Here is a 22,428-nt window from a genome sequence, read left to right on the forward strand (position 1 = left end):
CCCCGTACCCATTTGCCCGCAGGTAACCCGCATGACTGATCGAATCTTTTCCCTGGCCGCGCTCACCGTACTGGAGCTGTCACCCCCGGCAATGGTCGAAGCCGCCGCCCGTGCCGGTTACAGCCACGTTGGCCTGCGCTTGCTGCCAGCGACCAGCGAAGAGCAGCACTTCCCGCTGGTTACCGATGCCGAGCTGCGCCGCCAGACCCAGGCGCGCCTGCGCGACACTGGCATCAAAGTCCTGGACCTGGAAATCCTGCGTCTCAAACCCGACACCTGCGTGGCCGATTTCGAGCCGATGCTGGCGGTCGGTGCCGAGCTTGGCGGCAGCGAACTGCTGGTTGCCGGCAACGACCCGAGCGAGGCGCGCCTCACCGAGCGCTTCGCTCAATTGTGCGACCTGGCTGCCGGCTACGGTATTCACCCGCATCTGGAGTTCATGCCCTGGACCGACGTTCGCGACCTGCAACAGGCCATGCGCATCGTTGCCAACGCAGACCGCCCGAACGCTTGCGTACTGGTGGATGCCTTTCATTTCAACCGCTCCGGGTCGTCGCTCGACGACCTGGCGCGCCTGGCCCCGCAGCGCATGCGCTACGCCCAGTTGTGTGACGTGGCTGGGCCGGTGCCGGCAGACATGGATGAAATCTTGCGCCAGGCCCGTAACGAGCGGCGTTTTCCGGGGGAGGGTGATGCCGACCTGACGGGCCTGTTGCGCGGGTTGCCAGCGAGTGTTCCGTTAAGCCTGGAGATCCCCACGCGGCAACTGCTGGAGCAGGGCGTCAGTGGCGAACAGCGTGCGCGGATGGCGCTGGAGAAGGCCCGGGCGGTATTGGCGTTGATTTGAGCCAAGGGGCCGCTTTGCGGCCCATCGCCGGCAAGCCGGCTCCCATAGGTAACGCGCAGACCTCAAGAACTGCGCGGTTCCGGCAGGAGCTGATCAGGCCTGTCCGGGCTGCGGTGATCCGCACAGCGCCAGGCCCGCGAGGTACCCAAAGGTCATCCCGGGCCCCAGTGTGATACCGCCACTGGGGTAGTGCCCGCCCATAATGCTGTGCATGTCATTGCCCACGGCAAACAGCCCCGGTATGGCTTGCCCTGCACCATCGAGCACCCTCGCCGAAGCATCGGTGCCCAGCCCGGCAAAGGTGCCGAGGCTGCCCGGCAGCAACTTCACTGCATAAAAAGGGCCGCGCAGCAGGGGCCGCAGCGAAGGGTTCGGCGCCTGTTCAGGCTCACCCTGCGCCCGGTTGTACGCCGAGGCGCCGCGGCCAAAGTCAGGGTCCACGCCCTGCGCCGCATGCTGATTGAAACGCGCCACAGTGCCCTGCAATTGCTGGCCATCTATGCCACAACGCGCGGCCAGTTGCGCCAGGTCGTTGCCGCGCAACAGGTAGCCACGCCGTTCATAGAAGCGGGCAGGGAAGGGAAACGGTTTGGCCCAGCCGATGCCATAGCGACGCTGCGCGGCGTGGTCGCAGATCAACCAGGCCTCATAAGGCTCGCCCTCTGGCGTAGCGGCGAACAGCGCATTCATGAAGTCGTGGTAGCAGTCCGCCTCGTTGACAAAGCGTCGGCCGTCACTGCGCACTGCAATGAAACCAGGCTTGGCGCGGTCGATCAGGTGCGGGAAATGCCCAGCGCGGCCATCGCCGCGCGGCACCTGCGATACCGGCGCCCAGGCACCGGCATGGGCCAAGGTGGTAGCGACCTGGGCGCCAGCCTGCTCTCCCAGGCGCAGGCCATCGCCGCTGTTTTCCGGCGGCGCGGCAGAGTAATGGCCAACCCCGTCGGGCGCGTGCGGCATCAGTTGCGCGATGCGCTGGCGGTCATGGGCAAAGCCGCCACAGGCCAGCACTACGCCACGCCGCGCCTGGATCAGCTGGCCATCGGCACACTGCGCGCCGCTGATGCGTGCCCCTCCCAGCAAGGCAATGGCCGCTTTGTCGGTCAGCAGCGTGACGCCCAGGTCCAGGGCACTGCGTAGCAGGCCGGCCACCAGCGCGTTGCCGTTGACCAGTTGCAGACCGCGCCGGTGCCGCAACAGGTCGCGCCCGTGACGCAACAGGCGTTTGGCCACATGCCAAGCCGCCCTGGGCGATTGGCGAGCATTGAAGAAAGCCGCCATGTCCGTGCCACCGGCGATGCCCATGCCGGCCAGGCTGACGATGTCCAGCGGTGGCCGCAGCCTGTGTATCCAAGGCCCGAGCAGGCGGCCGTCATAGGGCAGTGCACACAGTGCTCGCCCGCCGTGGGCGCTGCCGTCGCCTTCACGCATGTCGGGGAGCTTCGTACCGCACTGGAACTTCACGCGGGTGTGCTGCTGGAAGAACGCCACCATTGCGGGGCCATGGCGCAGGAACGCCAGTTGGCGTGCGTCCAGTTCAGCGACGCGGGTCTGGGCACGCAGGTAGCGCTCTGGTGCATCGTCGGTTTCGACCAGGCCTTCGGCCACGGCCAGCGGGTTGCGCGGTATCCATAGCCATCCGCCCGACCAGGCGCTGGTGCCGCCAAGCCGGGGGGCTTTTTCCGCCACGATCACCTTCAGGCCGTGGTGCGCGGCGGTAACCGCCGCAGCCAGGCCGCTGGCACCGGAGCCGATGACAAGTACGTCACACTCAAGGGGTTGCATGGGTGCACTCCGGTTCCGTTTTCACTGCAGCGGCGAGAAGCCTGTAGGCCGCAGCAGGCGTGATTGCAGCCGCAGTACGGCGCCCAGTTCACGGTTGCGCCGTGAAAACTCCGCCCAGCGCGGGTCTGCGGCCATCGCCGCACGGCGTTCGCTGCGTTGGTCCAGGCTGGCATAACCCCAGATGTGCACCACCTGGTTCACCTCACCGAATTCGCTGGTGAAGAAGCCGACCAGGTTGCCCAGGTGTTCGCACTGCACCGCCAGTGCGTGGCTTTGGTAGAGAGCCAGCCAGTCAGCCATTTTCAGTGGGTCGAGGGTGTAGGTTCTCATTTCGTAGTACATGGGAGCGTCTCCATTTCAGGGCTGTGGGCTTGCAGGCGTTCAGCGATATGGCTGGCAGCGATCCAGCCGAAGGTGAGGGCAGGGCCGAGGGTGATCCCTGGGCCTGGATAGGTGCCATTCATCAACGCGTTCATGTCGTTGCCGGCGGCATACAAGCCTACGATCGGCGCACCGGCGCGGTTGAGTACATTGGCGTTGGCGTCGGTCACCAGGCCGCGCGCGGAGCCAAGGTCGCCGGTGTGAATACGGATGGCGTAGAACGGGGCCTTGGCCAGTGGCGCCAGGCACGGGTTGGGCTTGTGCTGCGGGTCGCCCATGTAGCGGTTGTAGCTGTTGCCGCCCTTGTCAAATTGCCGGTCGATGCCGCTGCGGGCGTCGGCGTTGAAGCGCTCCAGTGTTTCCTGCAGCACCTGCGTGGCCACGCCCATGGCCCGGGCCAGCTCTTGCACTGAGCCGGCGCGGTGCAGGTAGCCGGCTTCGATCAGGGCCGTGTTGTCCACCGGTTTGGGCCGTGCCAGGCCCAGGCCGTAACGGTTCATGGCCTGGGCGTCACAGACCAGCCAGCAGGTGCTGATGCCGTTGGCGAACATGGCCTGGACGAAGTGGTGATAGGAGTTGGATTCGTTGACGAAGCGCCGCCCGGCCGGGTCGAGCGCAATGACCCCTGGCTTGGCGCGGTCGGTGACCAGGTGCGGGAAGCGCTCGCGCTCACCACTGGCATGGCGCCGCTCGGAAACCGGCGCCCAGAAGAAGTTGGCGACCAGGCCCTCGCCCTGGGCTGCATCCACCGCCTGGGCAAGGCGCAGAGCAGCACCGTCGTTGCTGGGCGGGGACATGCTGAGGTGTGGCGCGTCAGGGGCCGGCCGGTAGGCCGCAGCCAGCGCACCCGCAGCAAACCCGCCCATGGCGCAGACCACACCGCCGCGGGCATGGACCTGGGTGCGGCGGCCCTCATGCTGTACTTCCACGCCGGTGACCGTGCCGTGCTCGACGATCAGTGCCTGCGCTTCGCTGCGCAACCACAGGTGCGCGCCGTGGGCAAAGGCTGTGCTGGCCAGGCGGGCGACCAGCGCGTTCCCCGTGGTCAGGCGCGTGCCACGGTGGTGGCGAACACGGTCCAGTGCGTAGCGCGCCATCAGTTTCAGGCAATGCCACAGTGACCGGGGTGAGCGGCGTAGGCTCAGGAAGTGCTGAATGTCCTCGCGGTTGACCATCATTGCGCCGAACAACAGCATGCCCGGTGGTGGCATCTTCAAGTCCTTGAAGCGCGCGCCGAGGCGGCGGCCGTCATACTCGACCATTTCCAGCGCCCGGCCGAACGCCGTGGCGCCGGGTGCGTCCGGGTAATAGTCCGGGGAGTGCGGGCGCAGTGCGTAGCGCAGTTCGGTGTTGTGCTCCAGCCAGCGCAGCGCCTGGTGCCCGCGCGCGATGAAGGCGTCCACCAGTTCGGCGTTGTAGCCGGTACCGATGATGGTTTTCAGGTAGGTCCTGACGGCCTCGGGCGAATCCTGGGCACCGGCGGCGCGCGCCTGATCGGAGCCATACAACCATGCTGCTCCGCCGGAGATCGCCGAGGTACCGCCAAAGTGTTCGGCCTTTTCCACCACCAGGACCTTCAGGCCCAGGCGTGATGCCGTGGCGGCGGCAGCCAGGCCACCGGCGCCGCTGCCGAGCACGACCAGGTCGTACACCGGTTGCGCGTTTTCGATAGGGGGCATGGTCTCAGATCTCCAGTGGCGTGACGCCCATGAAGGCGCCCAGGTGGCCAAGCTGCGCAAAGGCCATTTGCGCGCCAGTCTGGACTGCGCAGCCGCGTTCGCGCGCCTGCTCCAGCAGTGGGGTGATCTCCGGTGAGGTGACAACATCGGCCACCAGCGTGGCGGCGTTGAGCGTGCCCAGCAGGGCAGCGGGCAGCGGCAGCTCGCCCGTGCCGCCCATGCCCACGGGCGAAGCGTTGACCACCAGGTCGAAGGCGTCCAGCGCGCTGTATGCAGTGGTGATGCCGACGCCAGGGAAGGCCTTGCCCAGCAGCTCGGCAAGTGCTGCAGCGCGCGACGTTTCCGGGTCGCTTAGGGTGACCTGGGCGACCCCGGCCTCACCCAGTGCGTAGGCAATGGCACTGCCGACGCCGCCGCAACCAATGACCAGCACTCGCTTGCCCGCAGGGTCGAAGCCGTGCTTGCGTGCTGCGCCCAAAAAACCTGCGCCGTCTACGTTGTCGCCATACAGGCGGCCATCGTTTTCGCGCCGTACCACGTTCACCGAGCCCAGGGCTGCTGCACGTTCGCTCAGGCCGTCCAGGCGGGTGGCAAATGCCTGCTTGTAGGGCACGGTCACCACGCAACCGCGCAGGTTGCGCCAGCCGCGCAGGGTGTCGATAAAAGCGTCCAGCGCGGCGTGCTGCAAGTCGATGGGCAGCATGGCCAGGTCAAGGCCATTGTTGCTGAACCAGGTGTTGAAGTTTTCAGGCGATTTCACCTGGGCGATGGGCGAACCGACGATGGCGACCAGCGCTGTCGAACCTTTGATCATGGTGACTTCCGTTTGGGGTGTTGTTATGGAAGTCAGGGTGATGCGGCAGCGGCGTTGTCACAATGCGCTTGCCAACGGTTTGATGCGATAATCGCATTGATAAAGCGATATTCGCAGCATAGGCGCTGTTTAGCACTGCTCAGCGGCACGATTCTCCCCACTCACGAGTGCAGCCAATGGACAAACCCCAGACTCACCCCCGCGACCTGATTGCCGGTTTACAGAAAGGCCTGGCGCTCATGCAGCTGTTCAACGCCGAGCAGCCACGCCTGACAGTGCCCCAGGCCGCCAGGCAAGCAGGCCTTACGCCCAGCGCAGCGCGCCGTTTTCTGCTGACCCTGGTGCATGAAGGCTTCGCCGAAACCGACAACCGTCACTACTGGCTGACCCCCAAGGCCCTGCGTATCGGCCAGGCCTATGTGGACTCGGCGCAGTTGCCACGCATGCTGCGCCCGATCGTCGAGCAAGTGGCGCGCCAGACCCAGGAGCATGTCTCGGTGGGCACACGCGACGATGATGAAATCATCCACTTGGTGCGCAGCCGCTACAGCCACATCGCATCACTGTCGATACGGCCCGGCTCGCGGGTGCCGATGTACTGCACTGCCGGCGGGAGGGTCTGGCTGGCGGCTTTGGACCAAGCGCAGCGCGATGACTATTTCGCCCGTAACCCGCTACACCCGCTGACGCCCTACACCCAGACCGACAGGGCGCTGCTGGACGCGACGTTGCAGCAGGTGAGCGAGCAGGGCTACTGCATCGTCGATCAGGAGTTCGAAGTCGGCATGCGCGTAATCGGCGTGCCGTTACTGGACCGGGCGGGGCAGCTCAAGGCGACACTGACCATCACTACCCATGCATCGCGGCTGAGCATGGATGAGATACGGCTGCGTTACCTGCCACCGCTCTATGAGGCGCAGGCCTTGCTGAAACCGGTATTTGGCTGACCGGGGAGCGTGTGTTGAGCACGATCGGGGCCGCAGCGGATCAGGCCGTTTTCACTGCCAGCCCATCAGCCATACCTCGGGGTCGCGCAGTACCCGCCAGTCCAGCCACTGGCTGCGCTTGCTGTGTACCGCTTCCAGTTCCACACGCAGCACATGCCCCTCTTCATCCAGCTCCAGGTCGGTCACCAGAAAGTGCTTTTCGCGGTTCTCAGGGTGTCGCGCTGTCCATTTCGAGAGTTTCAATTTGCCAGGGTTGAAGCGGTTCATCATTGCTCCTTGGGCGAGAGTGCGGCCTGCATGCTGATCGTTATACAAACAGACAAGTAGCTGATGATACTTGCACGGGAAGCATTTGGTCGGTCGATCGCTGTGCGCAATGGAGTGCTCGCGTCATGGCTCGGCCGTTGGCCGAGAAGGGTATGCCGCCAAATAGCAAACGGCCGCCCTCAGGCGACCGTTTGTATAGGCTCAAGCGCAATGGTCAATCCTTGCTGACCGCGTCCTTGACATCAGCGACTACCTGCTGAGCTTCGCCTTTTTTCTCCTGCACCTTGCCTTTGACCTCCAGCTCCGTGTTGCCAGTGGCTTTGCCTACGGCTTGTTTGACCTTGCCGACGGCTTCGTTGGCCAAGCCTTTTACTTTGTCCGAAGTGCTGCTCATGGTCGTTCTCCTTCAACAGACATCAGTGAAACGTGGGTTGGGTGAAGCGTTCATACAGCGTTTGCGTTGCGACTCACACCGTGGCGACGCGGGTCTTGCGAGACGTCAGCGCGAAGCGGCCTACGCCAAAACTCAAGGCGGCACCGATCAGCAGGGTTACCAAGGTGCCCCAGGCGGCTTTCGATACGTTGCTGGCGGCTACCTGGGCGGCTTCGCGAGCCTGTTGCTCGGCCTGCTCTTTGAGCACTTTCACTTGCTCGGCGGCCTGTTGGTAGGCACGGGCGTAGTTATCGACCACCTGCTGGGCCTCCTGCTGGCTCTTGCCGGTGCGCGCAGCGACGATGTTGACCAAAGCTTGCTTGTCTGCCGCGCTCAGGGCAGGTTCACCGGCCTTGCGCACCCGCTCGAACCACTGCTTGAGCTGGTCGACGGCCTGGGTCGGGTCCTCGGCCGCGACGCGCCCTGCCGACTCTCCCTGAGCCTGGGCCTGATCGGCCTGCTGCTCCAGGGACGAAGGGGCCAGTTCAGCCTTGCCGGACTGCGCCAAGGTTTTGTCCAACTCCGCTTCCAGGTTGTCCCAGTCCAGCGAGATGCCATTCTTGTTCAGTTGCTCCTTGATGCCCTGGCTCACACTGGGTGCGGCGGCGGCGACACCGTCAGCTGCCAGCGACAGGCCTTTGCCAGCGATATTGCCGGCAGTGCCAACTACGGTGCCGGCCAACGAAGCCAGCAACCAGGTAGCCAGCAGGGTGGTCACCGTCCAGCTCAACAGGCCATGCAGGCCGCCGCGGGTGGGCGCGGTACGCCCGGCGACCCAGGCACCGGCTGCGACCGAGAGCAGGGTGCTGATGAACAGCCACACCCCAGCGCCGGTCCCAAAGCCCTGCAGCGGATTGCCGTCGGCCATCGGGTTCATGGCTCCGGCGCCAATGGCCGTGCCCAGTACGCTGAGTACCAGGTAGCTGGCCAGGGCGATGGCGCCGCCTGCAAACACGGCGCTCCACGATACCCGTAGCGGGCTGACAGCGTTGGTTGGGGTGGTCACGTACGATTCAGTCATCTATGCATCCTCGTGGGTAAGTTCCGGCAGCACCGGCAACACAGGCCAAGTGCAACGTCAGGGCCAGTTTGCAGGTCACATGCAAGGCTGTATTGGCGCATCCGCACCTGATCGATTAGTGCATTCGCACCAACCCTGGCCCGCCTGCAGCGTTTAAGCTCCAGGCCATGCAGAACTACCGATTGGAGACACTCTATGAGCGACGCCGTGCTTGCCCGCGAGACCAACCGCCGCCAGCTTCAGCAAATCATCGCCGGGCTGTCCGATGGTGTGATCCTGCTGGAGGTCGACCAATCCATCATCTGGGCCAACGAAGCGGCTTTGCGCATGCACGGGGTCGACAGCCTGGAGCAACTGGGCAGCAACGCTCAGGGTTATCGCGAACGCTTTGCCCTGCGCTACCGCAACAATCACCCCCTTGACGCCGAGCAGTACCCTATCGCCCGCGTGGCTGCGGGGGAGGTGTTCAGCGACGTGATGGTAGAGGTGCTGGCTGTTGGCGACGATGAAGCGCGCAGCCGCGTGCACCGCGTGCGCAGCATGGTGCTGGAAGACAGCAAGGGCGAGGCCGAATCGCTGGTGCTGATCCTGGCCGATGCCACCGAGTGGGCCAGCGCCGAGCAGCGTTTCGAAAAAACCTTCAATGCCAACCCGGCCCCTGCAGTCATCTGCAGGCTCAGCGACCTGCGCTTCATCAAGGTCAACCAGGGCTTTCTGGAAATGACCGGCCATATGCGGGAGAACGTCATTGGCCGTTCGGTCTACGAAGTGGATGTGCTGGAAAACGCCGAACGCAAAGAATTGGCAATCGAACGCCTGATGGAAGGGGCGACCATCCCGCAGATGCAGGCTGAACTGCGCTTGCCCGATGGTGGCAGCAAACTGGTGATCGTTGCCGGGCAACCACTGGACATGCATGAAGAAGATTGCATGCTGTTTTCATTCACCGACCTGGAGCCCCGGCGCAAGGCGGAAAATGCCCTGCGCCAGAGTGAGGAGCGCTTTGCCAAGGCCTTTCGCCTGAGCCCTGTGCCCACCCTGTTGTGCAGCGCCGACAGGCAGCAGCTGATCGATGCCAATGAAGCCTTTCTGGACACCTTGGGTTACGCCGCCCAGGAGCTGATAGGCAAGACAGTGGCCGAAATCGACTTCATGGCTGATCGGCGTGTTGCTACCCAGGTGTTCGATGCGCTGGAAAAGACCGGGCGCATCGAAGGGCTGGACCTTAAGCTGCGAAAAAAAGGCAATGACCGGCTCGACTGTGTACTGCAGGCGGACACCGTCAGCTTGCAGGACACCCCGTGCTACCTGTTGGTACTGATGGACATTACCGAGCGCAAGCGTTCTGAGCTGGAGTTGGTCGAGGCGATAGAAACGGTGATGCAGGATGCGTCATGGTTCAGCCAGACCTTGATCGAGAAACTGGCCAATGCCAAGCGCATCAACACAGGGCGTTTACCAGATGCATCGTTTACCGACCTGACCCGCCGTGAGCGCGATGTGCTGGCGCTGATCTGTGAAGGCCTTGCCGACAAGGAAATCGCAACGCGGCTTAACCTGGCGCTCAATACCGTGCGCAACCATGTGGCAACGGTGTACTCCAAGCTCGATGTTCACAGCCGCAGTGAAGCCATTGTCTGGGCGCGCGAACGACGGCTGTTCACCCATTGATTCGCCTCGGTACAGTCTGCTCTCGCGCTTGCCGAGGCTGCTTGATGCCAAAGGGCTTCAGATGCCTCGAAGCCCTTGGACCGACCTTTTGCTTATCAGCGACGCAGCAGGCGGCTCACCACCAGGGTGAGGGCGGCGCCAATCGCCAGGGCGGTGATGGGCTTCTCTTTTACGAAGGTGGAGACGTTGTTCAGTGCGTCACCATAGGTTTTGGTCAGTTGGCCTGCGACCTGGCGGCCATCACCCTCTGCCTCCAGGGCCGGGTCCTCGAACAGCCGGCCCACTGCGCTCTGCGCCTTGCCAGCGACTTTCTGTGCAACACCTTCAACTTGTTCGCTTTTCATAGTGATCAAACCTTCCTAGTGAGTGGCAATGGGAACGCACAAGGTTAGGGAGCGGGGGGTGGGGATTAGTTCAAAGCGGTTTTGGCAAATGGGAACGATCCTTGCTGATTGCTAGCAATATCAGAAAAGGAGCTAGCAATGAACGAGTCCCTGGTCGCCCACTCCCGCGGTGGCGTGCTGTGCACCCCGCACCCCTTGGCAAGCGCGGCGGGCCTGGAGGTGCTCGACGGCGGGGGGAGCGCAATCGATGCAATGCTCACCGCCAGTGCCGTGCTGGCGGCGGTGTACCCACACATGACGGGCCTGGGCGGTGATGCACTGTGGTTGCTCCATGACGATCAGGTACGCACCATCATCGGGATCGGCCAGGCCGGGATGCGCTTGCCCGCAGCAGGCGCGATCAGCCTGCGCGGGCCTGGCTCCGTCGGGACCACGGCCGGGGCCATGGCCAGTTGGGCGCAGGCCAAGGCAATCAGCGAGCAGTGGGGGTCGCGGCTGGGCTGGGCCGACCTGCTGACTGGCGCCGCAGGGTTGGCCCGCGACGGGGTTGAGGTATCCCCCTCGCAACTGTTCTGGCAAGGGCAGCGCGCCAGCCTGATCAAGACACTGCCCAGCCTGCAGCCATTGTGTACGCCCCAAGGTGGCCGTCTGCGCCAACCCGCGCTGGCCAACAGCCTGGAGCACCTGGCGCGGCGTGGCCCAGGCGACTTCTATCATGGGGAACTGGCAGAAGCCTTTGGTGTGGCGTTCGACGCGCTGGGCTGCGGCCTGAGCGTCGAAGACTTGCGCGCCACCCGGGCCTGCCTGGCGGCGCCTATCTCCATACGCTATCGCAATGGCCGGCTGTACAACGTCGCGCCACCCACCCAAGGCCTGTACACGCTGCGCGCCATGGCTGCCCTGCAGGCTGTGAACCTGGGCGAAAACGGCACGCCGCGCTACTACCACCTGTTGGTCGAAGCCATCAAGCAGGGCCTGCTGCAGCGCAACGCTCAACTGCATGACCCGCTCGCCAGCGGCTGGGACTTCGAGCACGCGCTTGCTCAGCCTGCCGCGACCCTTGACGAGCAGCGTGCGACGCCTTGGGGCGAGCCTGGGCAACCTGCCGACACTGTGTGGATGGCCGCCACCGACCGCGCCGGGCGCAGCGCCTGCCTGATCCAAAGCCTGTTCCATGATTTCGGTTCCGGTTGCATCCTGGGCGATACCGGCATCCTTTGGCACAACCGCGCGGCAGGTTTCAGCGCCCAGCCGGGGCACCGCAATGCCTGGGCGCCCGGCAAGCGGCCGGCGCACACACTCAACCCGTCGGCCTACCTGGCCGATGATGGGCGCCGCTGGTTCTTCGGCACCCAAGGGGGGGACGGCCAACCTCAGACGCAGATGGTGCTTGCCACCCAGTTGATCGACTATCAGCAGCCTGCCGAGGTGGCGTTGCGTGCACCGCGGTTTCTGCTTGGGCGCAGCTTCTTCGACAGCACCGACAACCTCAAGCTGGAGGCCGATATCGGCGAATCGGTGGTACAGGGGCTGGTCGACCGGGGCCATCAGGTCGAGACCACGCCTGCGCTCAGCCCGTTGATGGGCCTGGCCGGCGTGATCGCCATCGGCCCTGACGGCCAGCGCACTGCTGCCTACGACCCGCGCAGCCAGGGCAGCGCCCTTGGCCAGCAGGACTGAACCGCGCCGATTGCCGCAATGCCTGGCCCGGCGGATAATGCCGGCCCAATGCGTTTGAGGGTTTAGAGGTCTCGATGAAAGGCAAGACGGTCAGCAGCAAGCAACAAGAAGTCCAGCGCATCGCCGAGATGCTCGCCAAGGCCATTGCCCAGCATCGCCTGCGCCCTGGCGTGCGGCTGGTCGAGGCGCACATCGTCGAGACCCTGCAGGCCAACCGCAACCACGTGCAGGCTGCGCTGCAACGCCTGGCCATGCAGCGCATCGTCGACATCGAGCCCAACCGCGGCGCCACCGTGGCCCAGCCCAGTGCCCGCGAAGCACGGGAAATCTTCGCCGCACGCCGCGCCGTGGAGCGGGCGATCGTCGAGGCCATCACCCCGGCCCATGTCGCTGAGCATCAGGTGCGCATCGAACAGCACATGCACAACGAGCGCGCAGCCACTGCCAGCACCGATCGCCGCGCCATCGTCCGCGAACTCAGCGAGTTTCACTTGTTGCTGGGGGAGGTGAGCGGTAACCAGGTGCTGGCCGATATCCTCGGTAACCTGATGGTGCGCAGCTCGCTGATCGTCGCCCTGTACCAGCGTGGTGACAGCCCGCCCTGTGCCTCGGACGAGCACCAGGCGATCATCGATGCGTTGCGCGCCGGCAATACCCAGGCGGCCGTGGACGAAATGATCGCGCACCTGGACGAGCTCGAGGGCCAGTTGGCCCTCGAGGATGTGGCTGCGCCTGAGGTCAACCTGCGTCAGGCACTGTCAGGGCTGTGAGCTGTGCCGGGAACAGCTCGGCGGGTGGCCGGCTGAAGGTCTGCCGGCCCTGTTTGAAACCCATCAGCGGCGCGGCGATACGGCCGATCACCTCGGCCGGCGAGGGTGCGTCGAACACCACGAAGTCGGCTCGGCAACCCGGTTCCAGGCCATAGTCGGCAAGGCGCAGCAGGCGCGCCGACTGGCGTGAGATCCAGCCCAGGCACAGCAGTAGTTCTTGCGGCGTACCCAGTTGGGCGACGTTGGCGTACAGGTTGGCCTGACGCACCAGGGAGGCATCGCCGTAGGGCGTGAAGGGGTTGCCGATGTTGTTGCTCGACAACGAACAGGTCACCCCGCACTGATGCAACTGCGCCAGCGGTGCCAGCCCCCGGGGCTTGTCATGGAAGCGGTCACGGCCGGTGAGGAACAGGTCGGTGGCCGGCAGGCAGGTGACCTGCACGCCGGCTTCGGCCAGGGCGTGGCCCATACGCATCAGTTCGGCCTGCGGCAGTGCCGAGAGCTTGGTCACATGGCCAACGGTGACCCGGCCCTGCCAGCCATGCTGGTGGGTGCAGCGGATCACCTCGCCCAGGGTCATGCCGGCGACCTGCAGGTCGAAGTCTTGGTGCAGGTCCAGGTCGCGATCGTAGGCCACCGCCAGTTCGAACAGCCGGCGGATCTGTGCAGGCGGGTCGGCGTCGGTGTAAGGGCAGCCGCCCAGCACTTCGGCGCCTTCGTCCAGGGCCTGGCACAACAGGGCTTCGGTCCCGGGGTTGTCGAGCATGCCTTCCTGCGGAAACACGCAGATCTCCAAGGTCACGGCCCAGGCGTAATCAGCCTGCAGCCTGCGGATGGCGCGCAGGCCGGTCAGGCCGATGCCGGGGTCGATCTCGACATGGGTACGCATGTGCGTGGTGCCTTGCACGATGGCTTGCTCCAGCACTGCCGCGCCGCGCGCGTACACATCGGCCTCGGTGAAATCGGCTTTGGCCAGGCGGGTCTGGGCGATGGCTTCGGCCAGCGTGCCTTCGCGCAGCTGGCAGCGCGAAAGGATGCAGGCCTTGTCCAGGTGGATATGGGTTTCGATCAGGCCGGGCAACACCAGCCGGCCGCCGAGGTCGAGTTTGGGCGCCGGCCGGCTCAGCCGGGCCACGAACCGGCCGTCTTCGATCAGCAGGCGGCTCAGTGCCGGGCCGTCGCCCAGGCGCACATTGATCAGTTCCAGGTGGTTCATGCGGCGGCTCCTGTGCCCAGGTAGGCGGCTTCCAGTTGTGGGTCGCCGCGCAGTTGCTCGGCGCTGCCCTGTTTGACGATGCGGCCTGTTTCCAGCACGTAGGCACGGTCGGCCACCTGCAGTGCCAGGTTGGCCATCTGATCGACCAGCAGTAACGTCACCCCTTCGTCGCGCAGGGCGGCGAGGGCGTCGTACAGCTCGCCGATCATCGCCGGGGAGAGGCCCAGGGACGGTTCGTCGAGCAGCAGGATGCGCGGCTTGGCCATCAGCCCGCGGCCGATCGCGACCATCTGCTGCTCACCGCCCGAGAGCAGCCCGGCCGGGCTGTCGATACGCTCGCGCAGGCGGGGGAAGCGTTTGAGGATCGCGGCAATCTCGGCGTCGGCATCGACGGCATCCTGGCGCACATTGGCCCCCAGCAGCAGGTTCTCACGCACGCTCAACTGGCCGAACAGCTGCCGGCCTTCAGGGACCAGGGCCAGGCCAAGGCGGGCGATCTGGCTGGCATCCAGGCTTTCGATGCTGCGGTTGTCCAGCACGATGCTGCCGCCACGCGGCCTGTGCAGGCCGGCAAGGGCCTGCAGGATGCTCGATTTGCCGGCGCCATTGGCGCCCAGAATGGCGATCAGCTCGCCCGGGTTGACCACCAGGTCGACGCCTTCGACCACTGGCGCCGCGCCATAGTCGATGCACAGGTCGCGCACGTGCAGCACGGCATCACGCGAGCCTGCCCAGGCCTGCGCGCGCGGCTGGGCCTGGTACTCGGTGCCACCCAGGTACGCGGCAATCACCCGTGGGTCAGCGCGCACCTGTTCAGGCGTGCCCCAGGCGATCGGTTTGCCGGCGTCGAGCACCAGTAGCCTTTGCGACACGGCCATCACCAGCGGCATGTCGTGCTCGACCAGGATGATCGCCAGGTTGAAGGCGGCCAAGCGTTGCAGCAGCGTGGCCAGGCGGTCGGTGTCCTGCCGGCCGAGGCCGGCGGCAGGCTCGTCGAGCAGCAGCACCTGCGGCCGGCTGGCCAGGGCCCGGGCGATCTCGACCAGGCGGCGGTCGACGTGGGGCAGGTCATCGGCGGTGACGTGCAGGTTGCTGCGGTAGCCGACCAGCGCCAGCAACTCAATGGCCATGGCCTTGCGTGTGGCTTGCTGGCATGGCCAGGGCCGTTCGATGGCCCCTTGCTGGAAGGCCAACAGCAGGTTTTCAAGCACGCTCAGCTCACCGAACAGCTGGGTGGTCTGGTACGTACGGGCGATACCGGCGCGGGCGATGCGCCAGGCCGGCTGCCCGGCCAGCTCCCCGCCCAGCTGGATCGAGCCGGTGTCGGTGCGGTAGAAACCACTGATCAGGTTGAGCACTGTGGATTTGCCCGCACCATTGGGCCCGATCAGGCTGGTGATGCTGCCAGGCACAGCCTGCAGGCTGACCTGCTGCGCGGCCTGGACACCGCCAAAACGGATGCCAATGCCCTCGACCTTCAGCCCATGCTGCGCACCACCGGCGAAGAACGCCCGCAGCGCCGCCGTGTCGGGCTGTGCCGTGACCGGCTCGTGTCGCGGCCGCCAGAAGCGCTTGGCCAGGCTGCCCAGCACACCGCGTGGTGCAGCCCACAGTACTGCCAGCAGCAAAACCGAAAATGCCAGCAACCGGTACTCGGCAAAGTCGGCCAGCAATTCGGGCAGCAGCACGATCACCAGTGCACCGAGCACTGGCCCGAACAGCATGCCGGCGCCACCGACGATCACCGCCAGGACGAACAGGATCGACTGCGAGAACGGGAACGCCGCCGGGTTGATGAACATCAGCACCGGCGCTACCAGTGCCCCGGCCGCCCCCGCCAGGCCTGCCGACAGGGCAAAGGCCAGGGTCCGCGTCTGCACCGGGTTGACCCCCAGTGAACGCGCGGCAATTTCCGAAGCCTTCACCGCACGCATAGCCAGGCCCCAGCCGCTGCGTTGCAGGCTCCAGTAGAAGACCAGTGCGGCCAGCATCAGCAGCACCGAAGCCAGTGCCAGCAGTAGCGCCGGGTCCAGCGTGCCGAGTTCAGGCAGCGGGATGCCCATCAGGCCATTGGCCCCTCCGGTGACGCTGCGCCACTCGATCAGGCCGTTGTGCACCACCAGCGCAAAGGCAATGGTGATCATCGCAAGGTAAGGCCCGCTGACCCGTAGCGCCGGGATCGCCAGCAAGCCACCCAGCACCGCGCAGCCGAGGCCGGCCAGGGGCAGGGCGGCCGAAAGCGGCAGGCCAGCCAGCGTCAGCAGTGCCGACAGGTAGGCACCGATGGCATAGAAGGCGATGTGCCCGAAGGACATCTGCCCGGACAGACCGATCAGGATGTTCAGGCCCACGCCGACGGTGACCGCCAGCGCGTACAAGGTCAGGATCAACAGCCAGTAGCTGTCCAGGCCCAGTGCCAGGCCAAGGCAGGCGACCCCGAACAGGGCCAGGCCGAGGGGGGCGAGTCGCTCGCGCATGGTCATACCTTTACCCAGAGTTTGCGGCCGAACAGGCCGTCAGGACGTGCCGCGAGCACCACGATCACCAGTGCAAAGCACAGCAATTGCGTGAACGCAGAGCCGAAATACAGCGTGACCACCGCTTCGAGCAGGCCAAACAGCAGGCCTGCGGCAAACACCCCACCGGCACTGGCGATGCCGCCCAGAATGGCCACGGCGAAAGCCTTCAGACCGAACAGCGTGCCCATGTCCGCGTGCACGCTGTACAGCGGTGCGATCAGCAGGCCCGCCAGCGCCGCGAACACGGTCGACAGGGCAAAGGCCGCCGCCACCACGCGGTTCACTTCGATGCCCATCAACCGCGCTGCCCGTGGGTTCTGCACGCAGGCTTCCAGGCGCAAGCCCAGTTGCGTGCGTCTGCGCACCCAGTAAAGCGTGGCCGCCACCGCCGCGCCGGCCAGCGGGATGGCCAGCTGCACGGCATTCAGGCTGCTGTCGCCCAGGTCCAGGCGCAGGCTGGTCAGGGCGCTGCCGAACTGCCGCGGCTCCTTGCCGAAGGTGAACATCGCCAGGTTGTCCAGCAGCAGCCCGCCCGCCACCGTCGCCATCAGCCAGGCGTCCGAGCCACGGGCATGGAACGGCCGCACCAGAAAGCGCTCGATGGCCAGGCCCAGCACCGCGCACAGCAGCAGGGTAGTGGGCAGTGCCAGCCACAGCGGCCAGCCCCAGGTCACCGCCAGGCTGTAGCCCAGCACGGCGCCGACCATCATCGCGCTGCCCTGGGCAAAGTTGACCGTGCGCGACACGGCATAGGTGAGGTGAAAGCCCAAAGCCAGCAGCGCATACATGCTGCCCAGGCCCAGGCCGCTGACCAGTGCGGTGGTGATCATGTCGAGGGTCTCCGCTCAGGGCGTCACGGGCACGATGGTGTCGCCATCGAAGCGGCTGAAAATGTAGTCGTCAGGGCCCAGGGCATCGTGGCGGTCAACGCTGAACGGCTGCTGGTAGTGTTTGATCAGCCCGTCGTAGTCGCTGATGGCATAAAAGCCGTCACGCACCTTCGTGCCTTGGGTGTCCTGGGCCTTGTCGATCGCCAGGCCCACCAGGTGCATGGCGTCGTAGGCGTTGGCGATGCCCACGGCCGGGGTCACGTCGGCCAGGGTCTTGACCTGTGGGTAGCGCTGCTTGAGTGCGGCCAGCAAGGCATCGCCGCGGGCGCTGTTGTGGGCGCTGAAGACAAAGGTCTGGATGAAGTGCACGCGCCCGGCGTCTGGCCCGGCCAGCTCGCCAAAGCGGCCGCCGGCCGGGCCCCAGTGCGACACCACCGGCACGTTCCAGCCCATCTGCTGGAGCGACTTGACCACCTGCGCCGACGGGCCGACGTTGCCGACCAGCAGCAGGGTGTCGACACCTGCGCTTTTCAGGCGGGTGAGTTGCGGCACCATGTCCAGGTCGCTGTCTTCAAAGCGCTCGGCCGGCGCCTGGGCCATGTCGCGGCGGGCCAGGGCCGCGTTGAGCCCTGCCAGGTTCGACTCGCCCCAAGGGTTGTTGGCCAGGATCAAACCCGGTCGTTTCATGCCCTGGCGCAGGCCATAGGCGACCAGCGCTTCATCCACCTGTTCATCCACCGCCGACACGCGGAACACGTAGTTGTCCTTCGCGCCGTTCTCGGTGATCTTGGTGCCTGCCGCCCAGATGCCCATGAACGGCGTTTTCAGTTGGTTGGCCAACGGTACGATGGCCAGCGACACCGGGGTGTCGAGGCCGCCGAACAGCACGCTGACCTTCTCCCGCTGGATCAGCTCGCGCGCCGCCAGCATGCCCTTGGCCGGGTTGCTTTCGTCATCGCGGCGCACCAGCTCCACCGGGCGGCCCAGCAGCCCGCCTTTGGCATTGATTTCGTCGATGGCCAGGGTGAGGCCCCGGGTAAGGGCCTCGCCGGACTTGGCCGACTGCCCCGACAACGCGGCCACCAGGCCCACCTTGATCGGCTCGGCAGCCTGTACCCAGCCTGTGCAGCAGGCCAGGGAAAAGGCTGCGCAGGGCAGCCAGCGACGTAGCAAGGAACGGCTGAACATGGTTCGAACTCCTGATTGCTAGCAATTTATAAAAATGTGCTAGCAAAACAGGTGCCATTTGGAAAATACTTCGGGCACCCCGTGTTTTGGGGCTTGCGCCTTGGCTTCAGCGCCCTCGCGTGCACTGCATCAAGGCATCGTTCGGGGCCGACGCCCCGTTCTGGACACCCTCGGAGACTTGCAATGACCGAAAGCAACAGCGCCGTACAGATCGTGCGCGACTTCCTCGCCGCCTCCATGGCCCCCGACCCGGTGCGCGCCGCCACGTTCATGAGCGACGACGTGCGCATCACCTTTACCGGCGGCCGCGCGATGCCCACCCCGACCGATATCACCGCGTTCAACGGCGCGCGTTACACCTGGGTGAAAAAGCAGCTGGGGCAGTTCGACTGGTGCGAGCGCGAGGACCACACCGTGGTGTATTCCAATGGCACGCTGTACGGGCAGTGGCCGGATGGCCGCAGCTTTTCCGGCAACCGTTACCTGGACCGCTTCGAAGTGAAGGCGGGCAAGATCGTGCGCATGGATGTGTGGAACGACAGCGCGGAGTGGATGCTGGTGCCGGAGATTGGCAAGGCTTGAGCGCGGCTACTGCTGCGATGCAGCCCGATGTATCGCGCAGGGCGATACCTGGTAGTGCGAAAACCGCATCGTGAGCGCACCCCTGTCGGGTATAAGTTGCCCATGCGCTATCGACGTCTTGATCTCAACCTGCTGGTCGCCCTGGATGTGCTGCTCGAGGAGTGCAGCGTCAGCCGGGCGGCGCAGCGCCTCAACCTTGGCCAGTCTGCCACCAGCGCTGCGCTGGGGCGCCTGCGCGAACATTTTCAGGACCCCCTGCTGATCCCGCTCGGGCGCGGCCTTGAGCCCAGTGCCTTGGCGCGGCAGCTGGCACCCAGAGTGCGAAAGGCACTAAGCCTGGTCGGGGAGGTGGTGCAGACGTCCCTGGACTTCGACCCCGGCCGCTGTGAGCGGCGCTTTACCCTGGTGGCGTCGGACTATGTGGCGGCCACTGTCATGCCTGCGCTCAGCCGTGTACTGGCGCGCCTGGCGCCCGGCATATCGCTGACGGTTCGCGACCTGCCGCTGTCGCGTGACGGTGACGTGGTTGCCGAGGCACTGGACTATCGCCGCAGCGACCTGGTGGTCGTGCCCCAGCGGCGCATAAATCCGCGCTACCCCCACTCAGTGTTGCTCGAGGATGAGCTGTGCTGCGTTGTTTGCGCGCATGCAGTGGCTTACCAGGCGGGCCTTGACCTGGCTGAGTTCTGTGCAGCCGCGCATGTCGTGCGCGAGTTCACCGATGGCCAGAACCTCTCGCTCGACACCCAGCACCTGCGTGAAATCGGCATCGAGCGGCGTGTGGCCGTGGCGGTGCAGAGTTTCGCGCTGATGGGCGACTTCGTCGCCGGTACGCCGCGCATCGCTACGTTGTTTCGGCGCCAGGCCCAAGGGCTGGCGCGTCATCATCAGCTACGGGTACTGCCATCGCCCATCGCCTTCCCGGTGGCTGTTCAAGTGGTGCAATGGCACCCGCAACAAGCATCCGACCCGGCCCTGAGCTGGCTGCGACAGGTGCTGACCGAGCAGGCGGCGGGGGTAGATCACGCCTGAAGGTCGCCCGTGTCACCGACAAGGCCGAACTCTTCGATGGCCAGCAAGGCGCAACGCTCATCGTTGTCCGAGGTGTCACCGCTGACGCCGATTGCCCCGAGCAGGCGCCCCTCGGTGTCGCGCAGCAGAACACCGCCGGGTACCGGGATCACGTGGCCTTGGGTCAGGCTGTTGATCGCGTCGAAGAATGCTGGCATCACCTGAGCGCGCCTTGCCAGCTCCCGGCCACCGAAGCCCATACCCAGGCAGCCGCTGGCTTTTGCGGTGGCGATCTGTGGGCGCAAGGCGCTGGCCTGCTCATCGCGCAACAGCGCCAGCGGGTGGCCTGCAGCATCGAGCACGGCGGCTGCCAAAGGCCGCACGCCCAAGGCCCGTGCGTGTCGCAGCGTAGACGCGGCAAGCCGCGCGGCGGTTTCGAAATCGAGTGCCTGCATGGTCACTGGCTCCATTTGCCAAGTTCGGCTACACGGTCGCGGGTGTAGAGTTCGGTCCATTTCAGGGAGTTGAAGTCCGACACCTGTTTAGGGTTGTAGGGCGTGCGTTGCAGGCGTACTGGCTGGCCTGCCTTGTACACCGCCTGCAGGCGGTTGCGGTCTTGCAGGATGCGGATGTCGTCAAGCGGCGAGCCGTCGAGGATCAACAGGTCGGCCTGTTTGCCTGGCTCCAGGGTGCCGAGCGTTTCACCGCGTGGCATCAGGCGTGCGCCGACATTGGTCGCAGCGTGCAGCGCTTGTGCCGGGGTGAAGCCCAGGCGCGTGACCAGCAACTCCAGTTCACGCGCATGCCACTCGCCGTAAGGGGTAACGGCAAAACCGCTGTCGCTGCCGCAGGCGAAAGGAATTCCGGCAGCCTTGGCGCGCTTGAGCACCGGCGTGCCCAGTTCCAGCGTGCGGGCACAGTAGCCGGCGTAGCCTGTGGTCACCGCCGGGTCGTGGGGCTGGCAGAAATCTACGGTGTTCTGTGGGAAGGTCATGGTGGGCGCCAGCACGCTGCCTGCCTCCAGAAGTGCTTCGATGCAGGCGTCGTCCATGTAGAAGGCATGAAAGACCAGATCGACGCCTGCCTTGGCCGCGTACATCACGGCTTCGCGGCCGTAGGCATGCGTGGCTACCCGGCAGCCGAGGCGGTGCGCTTCGTCGACCATTTCGCGGGTTTCATCGGCTGTGAAGGCGGCGATGATTTCACCGTTGGGGCGGCGGTGCGTGCCGTCCATGGCGATCTTGATCAGGTCGACGCCATCCTTGGCCTGTTTGCGGATCTGCGCGATGGCTTCGGTACGGCTGGTGACCAGCGCAGCGGTGAAGTATTCCGGTGCGCCGACGCGGCTGGGAAACCAGTCGTTGAGGCTTTGCCGGTTGGTGATCACGCGGCTGCTTGCCGCGATGCGCGGGCCTTCGAAGAGCCCGGCGTTGACTGTGTTGCGCACGGCGATGCTGAGCTGGCCGCTGTCACCCGGGCAGACCATCGAGGTGACCCCGGCAGCCAGCACGTGCTGGGCGAAGAACATGCCGCGCAACGCGCGGAATTCGTCGCTGGTCCAGATGTCGATGTCTTCCTCGCTCTGGGCGTTGCCGAACGCCAGGTGGGTGTGCACGTCTACCAACCCCGGCATGACGAAGTCGCCGCGCGCTTCGCGGTCACCGGGCAATGGGCGTGGCGCCTGGGCCGTCGCGCCAACATGGCGTATCAGGCCGTTTTCGATGATCAGCGTCTGTTGCTGGCGTGCCTGAAGGCTGGCGCCATCGAACAGGGTGGCGCAGTGAAGGTGCAGGGCGCTCATGGTCGGGTTCTACTCGTCTTGTTGTTTCCGGCAGGCTATGTGCCTGCGGCGGCAGGCACCATCAGATCCTGTCGTTGGCCACCCATCGACGGCATCGATACCTGCCGCAACCCCTGTGGCTGCCGGGTTGCCCGGGCCGGCAGGGGGCAATGGCCAGGTATCGTCAGTGTCGATGGCAGGCATGGATATCCACGATTGTTCCTTGCGCTGGGGGTGAGGTGAGGATGTGCCGGTCAATCAATCCTGAAGGAAGTACCATGAAGGCTATTCGTGATGAGTTGCTGAGCCTTGAAGCCGAACGCCAGCGCGCCTTGGTCCACGAGGACCATGAGCAGCTCGAGGTGCTGTTCGACGATGATTTGCTTTATGTCCACACCACGGGGCTGGTGCAGGACAAAGGACAGTACCTGGATTATGCCCGCAATGCCGTGCGCTACCTGGCCGTGGATCGCGGTGAGCTGACGGTGCGGGTGTTTGCCGACGGGCTGGCGCTGATGAGCGGGGTGCAATGCAACCTGCTGCAAAAACGCGGCGGCGGTGAACCGGTGCGCGCCGAAGGTTTCGCCACGCAGCTTTGGGTCAAACGGGAGAAGGGGTGGCGGATCGCATCATTCCACGGTACGCGGGCACCGGCCTGATGAC

At 65.4% G+C, this 22,428-nt stretch carries 22 protein-coding genes; 8 read left to right on the forward strand and 14 right to left on the reverse strand.

Going from position 1 to position 22,428, the window contains the following annotated elements:
* Positions 1 to 31 precede the first annotated feature (31 nt).
* Positions 32 to 847, forward strand: a complete 816-nt coding sequence (locus tag NGJ21_RS15650) for a sugar phosphate isomerase/epimerase family protein (protein WP_115275145.1) — start codon at positions 32 to 34, stop codon at positions 845 to 847.
* Positions 848 to 940: 93 nt separating this feature from the next.
* Here the strand turns inward: NGJ21_RS15650 and NGJ21_RS15655 are convergent, their stop codons facing one another.
* From NGJ21_RS15655 to NGJ21_RS15670, 4 genes are read right to left on the reverse strand one after another with little or no spacing between them, the layout of a single operon-like run.
* The gene (locus NGJ21_RS15655) at positions 941 to 2,632 is read right to left on the reverse strand and encodes an FAD-dependent oxidoreductase (protein WP_174141420.1); all 1,692 of its coding nucleotides are present in this window, start codon (positions 2,630 to 2,632) and stop codon (positions 941 to 943) included.
* A 21-nt stretch (positions 2,633 to 2,653) separates the two neighbouring features.
* The gene (locus tag NGJ21_RS15660; protein WP_119688772.1) at positions 2,654 to 2,974 is read right to left on the reverse strand and encodes an NIPSNAP family protein; all 321 of its coding nucleotides are present in this window, start codon (positions 2,972 to 2,974) and stop codon (positions 2,654 to 2,656) included.
* The gene (locus NGJ21_RS15665) at positions 2,959 to 4,692 is read right to left on the reverse strand and encodes an FAD-dependent oxidoreductase (RefSeq protein WP_119688773.1); all 1,734 of its coding nucleotides are present in this window, start codon (positions 4,690 to 4,692) and stop codon (positions 2,959 to 2,961) included. The genes NGJ21_RS15660 and NGJ21_RS15665 overlap by 16 nt, the downstream gene beginning before the upstream one ends.
* A gap of 4 nt (positions 4,693 to 4,696) precedes the next feature.
* Positions 4,697 to 5,506 carry a shikimate dehydrogenase family protein gene (locus NGJ21_RS15670; RefSeq protein WP_115275141.1) on the reverse strand — a complete coding sequence of 270 codons (810 nt, stop codon included), beginning with the start codon at positions 5,504 to 5,506 and terminating at the stop codon, positions 4,697 to 4,699.
* Between the two features lie 176 nt (positions 5,507 to 5,682).
* On the opposite strand from NGJ21_RS15670, the gene NGJ21_RS15675 reads away from it, so the two are divergent.
* On the forward strand, positions 5,683 to 6,453 hold the full coding sequence (locus tag NGJ21_RS15675) for an IclR family transcriptional regulator (RefSeq protein WP_119688774.1): 771 nt from the start codon (positions 5,683 to 5,685) through the stop codon (positions 6,451 to 6,453).
* A gap of 51 nt (positions 6,454 to 6,504) precedes the next feature.
* Here NGJ21_RS15675 and NGJ21_RS15680 read toward each other — a convergent pair whose 3' ends face one another.
* The 3 genes from NGJ21_RS15680 to NGJ21_RS15690 all read right to left on the reverse strand — a co-directional run bounded on the left by NGJ21_RS15680 (position 6,505) and on the right by NGJ21_RS15690 (position 8,174).
* Positions 6,505 to 6,720 (reverse strand): TIGR02450 family Trp-rich protein, encoded by a 216-nt coding sequence (locus NGJ21_RS15680; protein WP_012314044.1) that lies wholly within the window; start codon positions 6,718 to 6,720, stop codon positions 6,505 to 6,507.
* A gap of 214 nt (positions 6,721 to 6,934) precedes the next feature.
* Positions 6,935 to 7,114: a CsbD family protein gene (locus NGJ21_RS15685; protein WP_012314045.1), complete on the reverse strand. Its 180-nt coding sequence runs from the start codon at positions 7,112 to 7,114 to the stop codon at positions 6,935 to 6,937.
* 73 nt (positions 7,115 to 7,187) lie between these two features.
* On the reverse strand, positions 7,188 to 8,174 hold the full coding sequence (locus NGJ21_RS15690) for a hypothetical protein (RefSeq protein ID WP_012314046.1): 987 nt from the start codon (positions 8,172 to 8,174) through the stop codon (positions 7,188 to 7,190).
* Between the two features lie 195 nt (positions 8,175 to 8,369).
* On the opposite strand from NGJ21_RS15690, the gene NGJ21_RS15695 reads away from it, so the two are divergent.
* The gene (locus tag NGJ21_RS15695; RefSeq protein WP_012314047.1) at positions 8,370 to 9,845 is read left to right on the forward strand and encodes a PAS domain S-box protein; all 1,476 of its coding nucleotides are present in this window, start codon (positions 8,370 to 8,372) and stop codon (positions 9,843 to 9,845) included.
* A gap of 95 nt (positions 9,846 to 9,940) precedes the next feature.
* Here NGJ21_RS15695 and NGJ21_RS15700 read toward each other — a convergent pair whose 3' ends face one another.
* Positions 9,941 to 10,189, reverse strand: coding sequence for a CsbD family protein (locus NGJ21_RS15700; RefSeq protein ID WP_012314048.1), 249 nt, complete (start codon positions 10,187 to 10,189; stop codon positions 9,941 to 9,943).
* Between the two features lie 138 nt (positions 10,190 to 10,327).
* Between NGJ21_RS15700 and NGJ21_RS15705 the strand changes: the two genes are divergently transcribed.
* Both NGJ21_RS15705 and NGJ21_RS15710 read left to right on the forward strand, forming a co-directional pair.
* On the forward strand, positions 10,328 to 11,869 hold the full coding sequence (locus tag NGJ21_RS15705; RefSeq protein ID WP_231386138.1) for a gamma-glutamyltransferase family protein: 1,542 nt from the start codon (positions 10,328 to 10,330) through the stop codon (positions 11,867 to 11,869).
* A gap of 74 nt (positions 11,870 to 11,943) precedes the next feature.
* On the forward strand, positions 11,944 to 12,639 hold the full coding sequence (locus tag NGJ21_RS15710; RefSeq protein ID WP_039601266.1) for a GntR family transcriptional regulator: 696 nt from the start codon (positions 11,944 to 11,946) through the stop codon (positions 12,637 to 12,639).
* On the opposite strand, the gene NGJ21_RS15715 is transcribed toward NGJ21_RS15710, so the two are convergent.
* From NGJ21_RS15715 to NGJ21_RS15730, 4 genes are read right to left on the reverse strand one after another with little or no spacing between them, the layout of a single operon-like run.
* Complete coding sequence (locus tag NGJ21_RS15715; protein ID WP_251962359.1) at positions 12,608 to 13,855, reverse strand: amidohydrolase family protein; 1,248 nt, start codon at positions 13,853 to 13,855, stop codon at positions 12,608 to 12,610. The two genes, NGJ21_RS15710 and NGJ21_RS15715, sit on opposite strands and share 32 nt — an antisense overlap.
* Positions 13,852 to 16,338 (reverse strand): branched-chain amino acid ABC transporter ATP-binding protein/permease, encoded by a 2,487-nt coding sequence (locus NGJ21_RS15720; RefSeq protein WP_502943555.1) that lies wholly within the window; start codon positions 16,336 to 16,338, stop codon positions 13,852 to 13,854. Before NGJ21_RS15720 ends, NGJ21_RS15715 begins: the two co-directional genes overlap by 4 nt.
* The gene (locus tag NGJ21_RS15725; protein ID WP_046785559.1) at positions 16,335 to 17,204 is read right to left on the reverse strand and encodes a branched-chain amino acid ABC transporter permease; all 870 of its coding nucleotides are present in this window, start codon (positions 17,202 to 17,204) and stop codon (positions 16,335 to 16,337) included. Before NGJ21_RS15725 ends, NGJ21_RS15720 begins: the two co-directional genes overlap by 4 nt.
* 15 nt (positions 17,205 to 17,219) lie before the next feature.
* Complete coding sequence (locus NGJ21_RS15730; protein ID WP_046785558.1) at positions 17,220 to 18,392, reverse strand: ABC transporter substrate-binding protein; 1,173 nt, start codon at positions 18,390 to 18,392, stop codon at positions 17,220 to 17,222.
* 183 nt (positions 18,393 to 18,575) lie between these two features.
* Between NGJ21_RS15730 and NGJ21_RS15735 the strand changes: the two genes are divergently transcribed.
* Together NGJ21_RS15735 and NGJ21_RS15740 are read left to right on the forward strand one after the other, a co-directional pair.
* Positions 18,576 to 18,974: a nuclear transport factor 2 family protein gene (locus tag NGJ21_RS15735; RefSeq protein ID WP_046785557.1), complete on the forward strand. Its 399-nt coding sequence runs from the start codon at positions 18,576 to 18,578 to the stop codon at positions 18,972 to 18,974.
* A 102-nt stretch (positions 18,975 to 19,076) separates the two neighbouring features.
* On the forward strand, positions 19,077 to 20,006 hold the full coding sequence (locus tag NGJ21_RS15740) for a LysR family transcriptional regulator (protein ID WP_119688778.1): 930 nt from the start codon (positions 19,077 to 19,079) through the stop codon (positions 20,004 to 20,006).
* Here NGJ21_RS15740 and NGJ21_RS15745 read toward each other — a convergent pair.
* Complete coding sequence (locus NGJ21_RS15745; protein ID WP_251962361.1) at positions 19,997 to 20,440, reverse strand: GlcG/HbpS family heme-binding protein; 444 nt, start codon at positions 20,438 to 20,440, stop codon at positions 19,997 to 19,999. The genes NGJ21_RS15740 and NGJ21_RS15745 overlap by 10 nt on opposite strands.
* A gap of 2 nt (positions 20,441 to 20,442) precedes the next feature.
* Positions 20,443 to 21,786, reverse strand: a complete 1,344-nt coding sequence (locus tag NGJ21_RS15750) for a metal-dependent hydrolase family protein (protein ID WP_174141427.1) — start codon at positions 21,784 to 21,786, stop codon at positions 20,443 to 20,445.
* Positions 21,787 to 22,043: 257 nt separating this feature from the next.
* On the opposite strand from NGJ21_RS15750, the gene NGJ21_RS15755 reads away from it, so the two are divergent.
* Positions 22,044 to 22,424, forward strand: coding sequence for a nuclear transport factor 2 family protein (locus tag NGJ21_RS15755; RefSeq protein WP_115275131.1), 381 nt, complete (start codon positions 22,044 to 22,046; stop codon positions 22,422 to 22,424).
* The last annotated feature ends 4 nt before the right edge of the window (positions 22,425 to 22,428 follow it).

Origin of the sequence: Pseudomonas sp. Marseille-Q5299 (genome assembly GCF_943737035.1) — a bacterium.
Classification (GTDB): domain Bacteria; phylum Pseudomonadota; class Gammaproteobacteria; order Pseudomonadales; family Pseudomonadaceae; genus Aquipseudomonas; species Aquipseudomonas putida_E.

What these genes read in the sequence shown, in the direction of transcription:
- NGJ21_RS15725 (WP_046785559.1), bottom strand. Translation starts at nt 17,204, where the DNA reads ATGATCACCACCGCACTGGTCAGCGGCCTGGGCCTGGGCAGCATGTAT.
- NGJ21_RS15700 (WP_012314048.1), bottom strand. Translation starts at nt 10,189, where the DNA reads ATGAAAAGCGAACAAGTTGAAGGTGTTGCACAGAAAGTCGCTGGCAAG.
- NGJ21_RS15745 (WP_251962361.1), bottom strand. Translation starts at nt 20,440, where the DNA reads ATGCAGGCACTCGATTTCGAAACCGCCGCGCGGCTTGCCGCGTCTACG.
- NGJ21_RS15705 (WP_231386138.1), top strand. Translation starts at nt 10,328, where the DNA reads ATGAACGAGTCCCTGGTCGCCCACTCCCGCGGTGGCGTGCTGTGCACC.
- NGJ21_RS15715 (WP_251962359.1), bottom strand. Translation starts at nt 13,855, where the DNA reads ATGAACCACCTGGAACTGATCAATGTGCGCCTGGGCGACGGCCCGGCA.
- NGJ21_RS15750 (WP_174141427.1), bottom strand. Translation starts at nt 21,786, where the DNA reads ATGAGCGCCCTGCACCTTCACTGCGCCACCCTGTTCGATGGCGCCAGC.
- NGJ21_RS15720 (WP_502943555.1), bottom strand. Translation starts at nt 16,338, where the DNA reads ATGACCATGCGCGAGCGACTCGCCCCCCTCGGCCTGGCCCTGTTCGGG.
- NGJ21_RS15735 (WP_046785557.1), top strand. Translation starts at nt 18,576, where the DNA reads ATGACCGAAAGCAACAGCGCCGTACAGATCGTGCGCGACTTCCTCGCC.
- NGJ21_RS15685 (WP_012314045.1), bottom strand. Translation starts at nt 7,114, where the DNA reads ATGAGCAGCACTTCGGACAAAGTAAAAGGCTTGGCCAACGAAGCCGTC.
- NGJ21_RS15690 (WP_012314046.1), bottom strand. Translation starts at nt 8,174, where the DNA reads ATGACTGAATCGTACGTGACCACCCCAACCAACGCTGTCAGCCCGCTA.
- NGJ21_RS15675 (WP_119688774.1), top strand. Translation starts at nt 5,683, where the DNA reads ATGGACAAACCCCAGACTCACCCCCGCGACCTGATTGCCGGTTTACAG.
- NGJ21_RS15695 (WP_012314047.1), top strand. Translation starts at nt 8,370, where the DNA reads ATGAGCGACGCCGTGCTTGCCCGCGAGACCAACCGCCGCCAGCTTCAG.
- NGJ21_RS15740 (WP_119688778.1), top strand. Translation starts at nt 19,077, where the DNA reads ATGCGCTATCGACGTCTTGATCTCAACCTGCTGGTCGCCCTGGATGTG.
- NGJ21_RS15710 (WP_039601266.1), top strand. Translation starts at nt 11,944, where the DNA reads ATGAAAGGCAAGACGGTCAGCAGCAAGCAACAAGAAGTCCAGCGCATC.
- NGJ21_RS15655 (WP_174141420.1), bottom strand. Translation starts at nt 2,632, where the DNA reads ATGCAACCCCTTGAGTGTGACGTACTTGTCATCGGCTCCGGTGCCAGC.
- NGJ21_RS15730 (WP_046785558.1), bottom strand. Translation starts at nt 18,392, where the DNA reads ATGTTCAGCCGTTCCTTGCTACGTCGCTGGCTGCCCTGCGCAGCCTTT.
- NGJ21_RS15670 (WP_115275141.1), bottom strand. Translation starts at nt 5,506, where the DNA reads ATGATCAAAGGTTCGACAGCGCTGGTCGCCATCGTCGGTTCGCCCATC.
- NGJ21_RS15755 (WP_115275131.1), top strand. Translation starts at nt 22,044, where the DNA reads ATGAAGGCTATTCGTGATGAGTTGCTGAGCCTTGAAGCCGAACGCCAG.
- NGJ21_RS15660 (WP_119688772.1), bottom strand. Translation starts at nt 2,974, where the DNA reads ATGTACTACGAAATGAGAACCTACACCCTCGACCCACTGAAAATGGCT.
- NGJ21_RS15665 (WP_119688773.1), bottom strand. Translation starts at nt 4,692, where the DNA reads ATGCCCCCTATCGAAAACGCGCAACCGGTGTACGACCTGGTCGTGCTC.
- NGJ21_RS15680 (WP_012314044.1), bottom strand. Translation starts at nt 6,720, where the DNA reads ATGAACCGCTTCAACCCTGGCAAATTGAAACTCTCGAAATGGACAGCG.
- NGJ21_RS15650 (WP_115275145.1), top strand. Translation starts at nt 32, where the DNA reads ATGACTGATCGAATCTTTTCCCTGGCCGCGCTCACCGTACTGGAGCTG.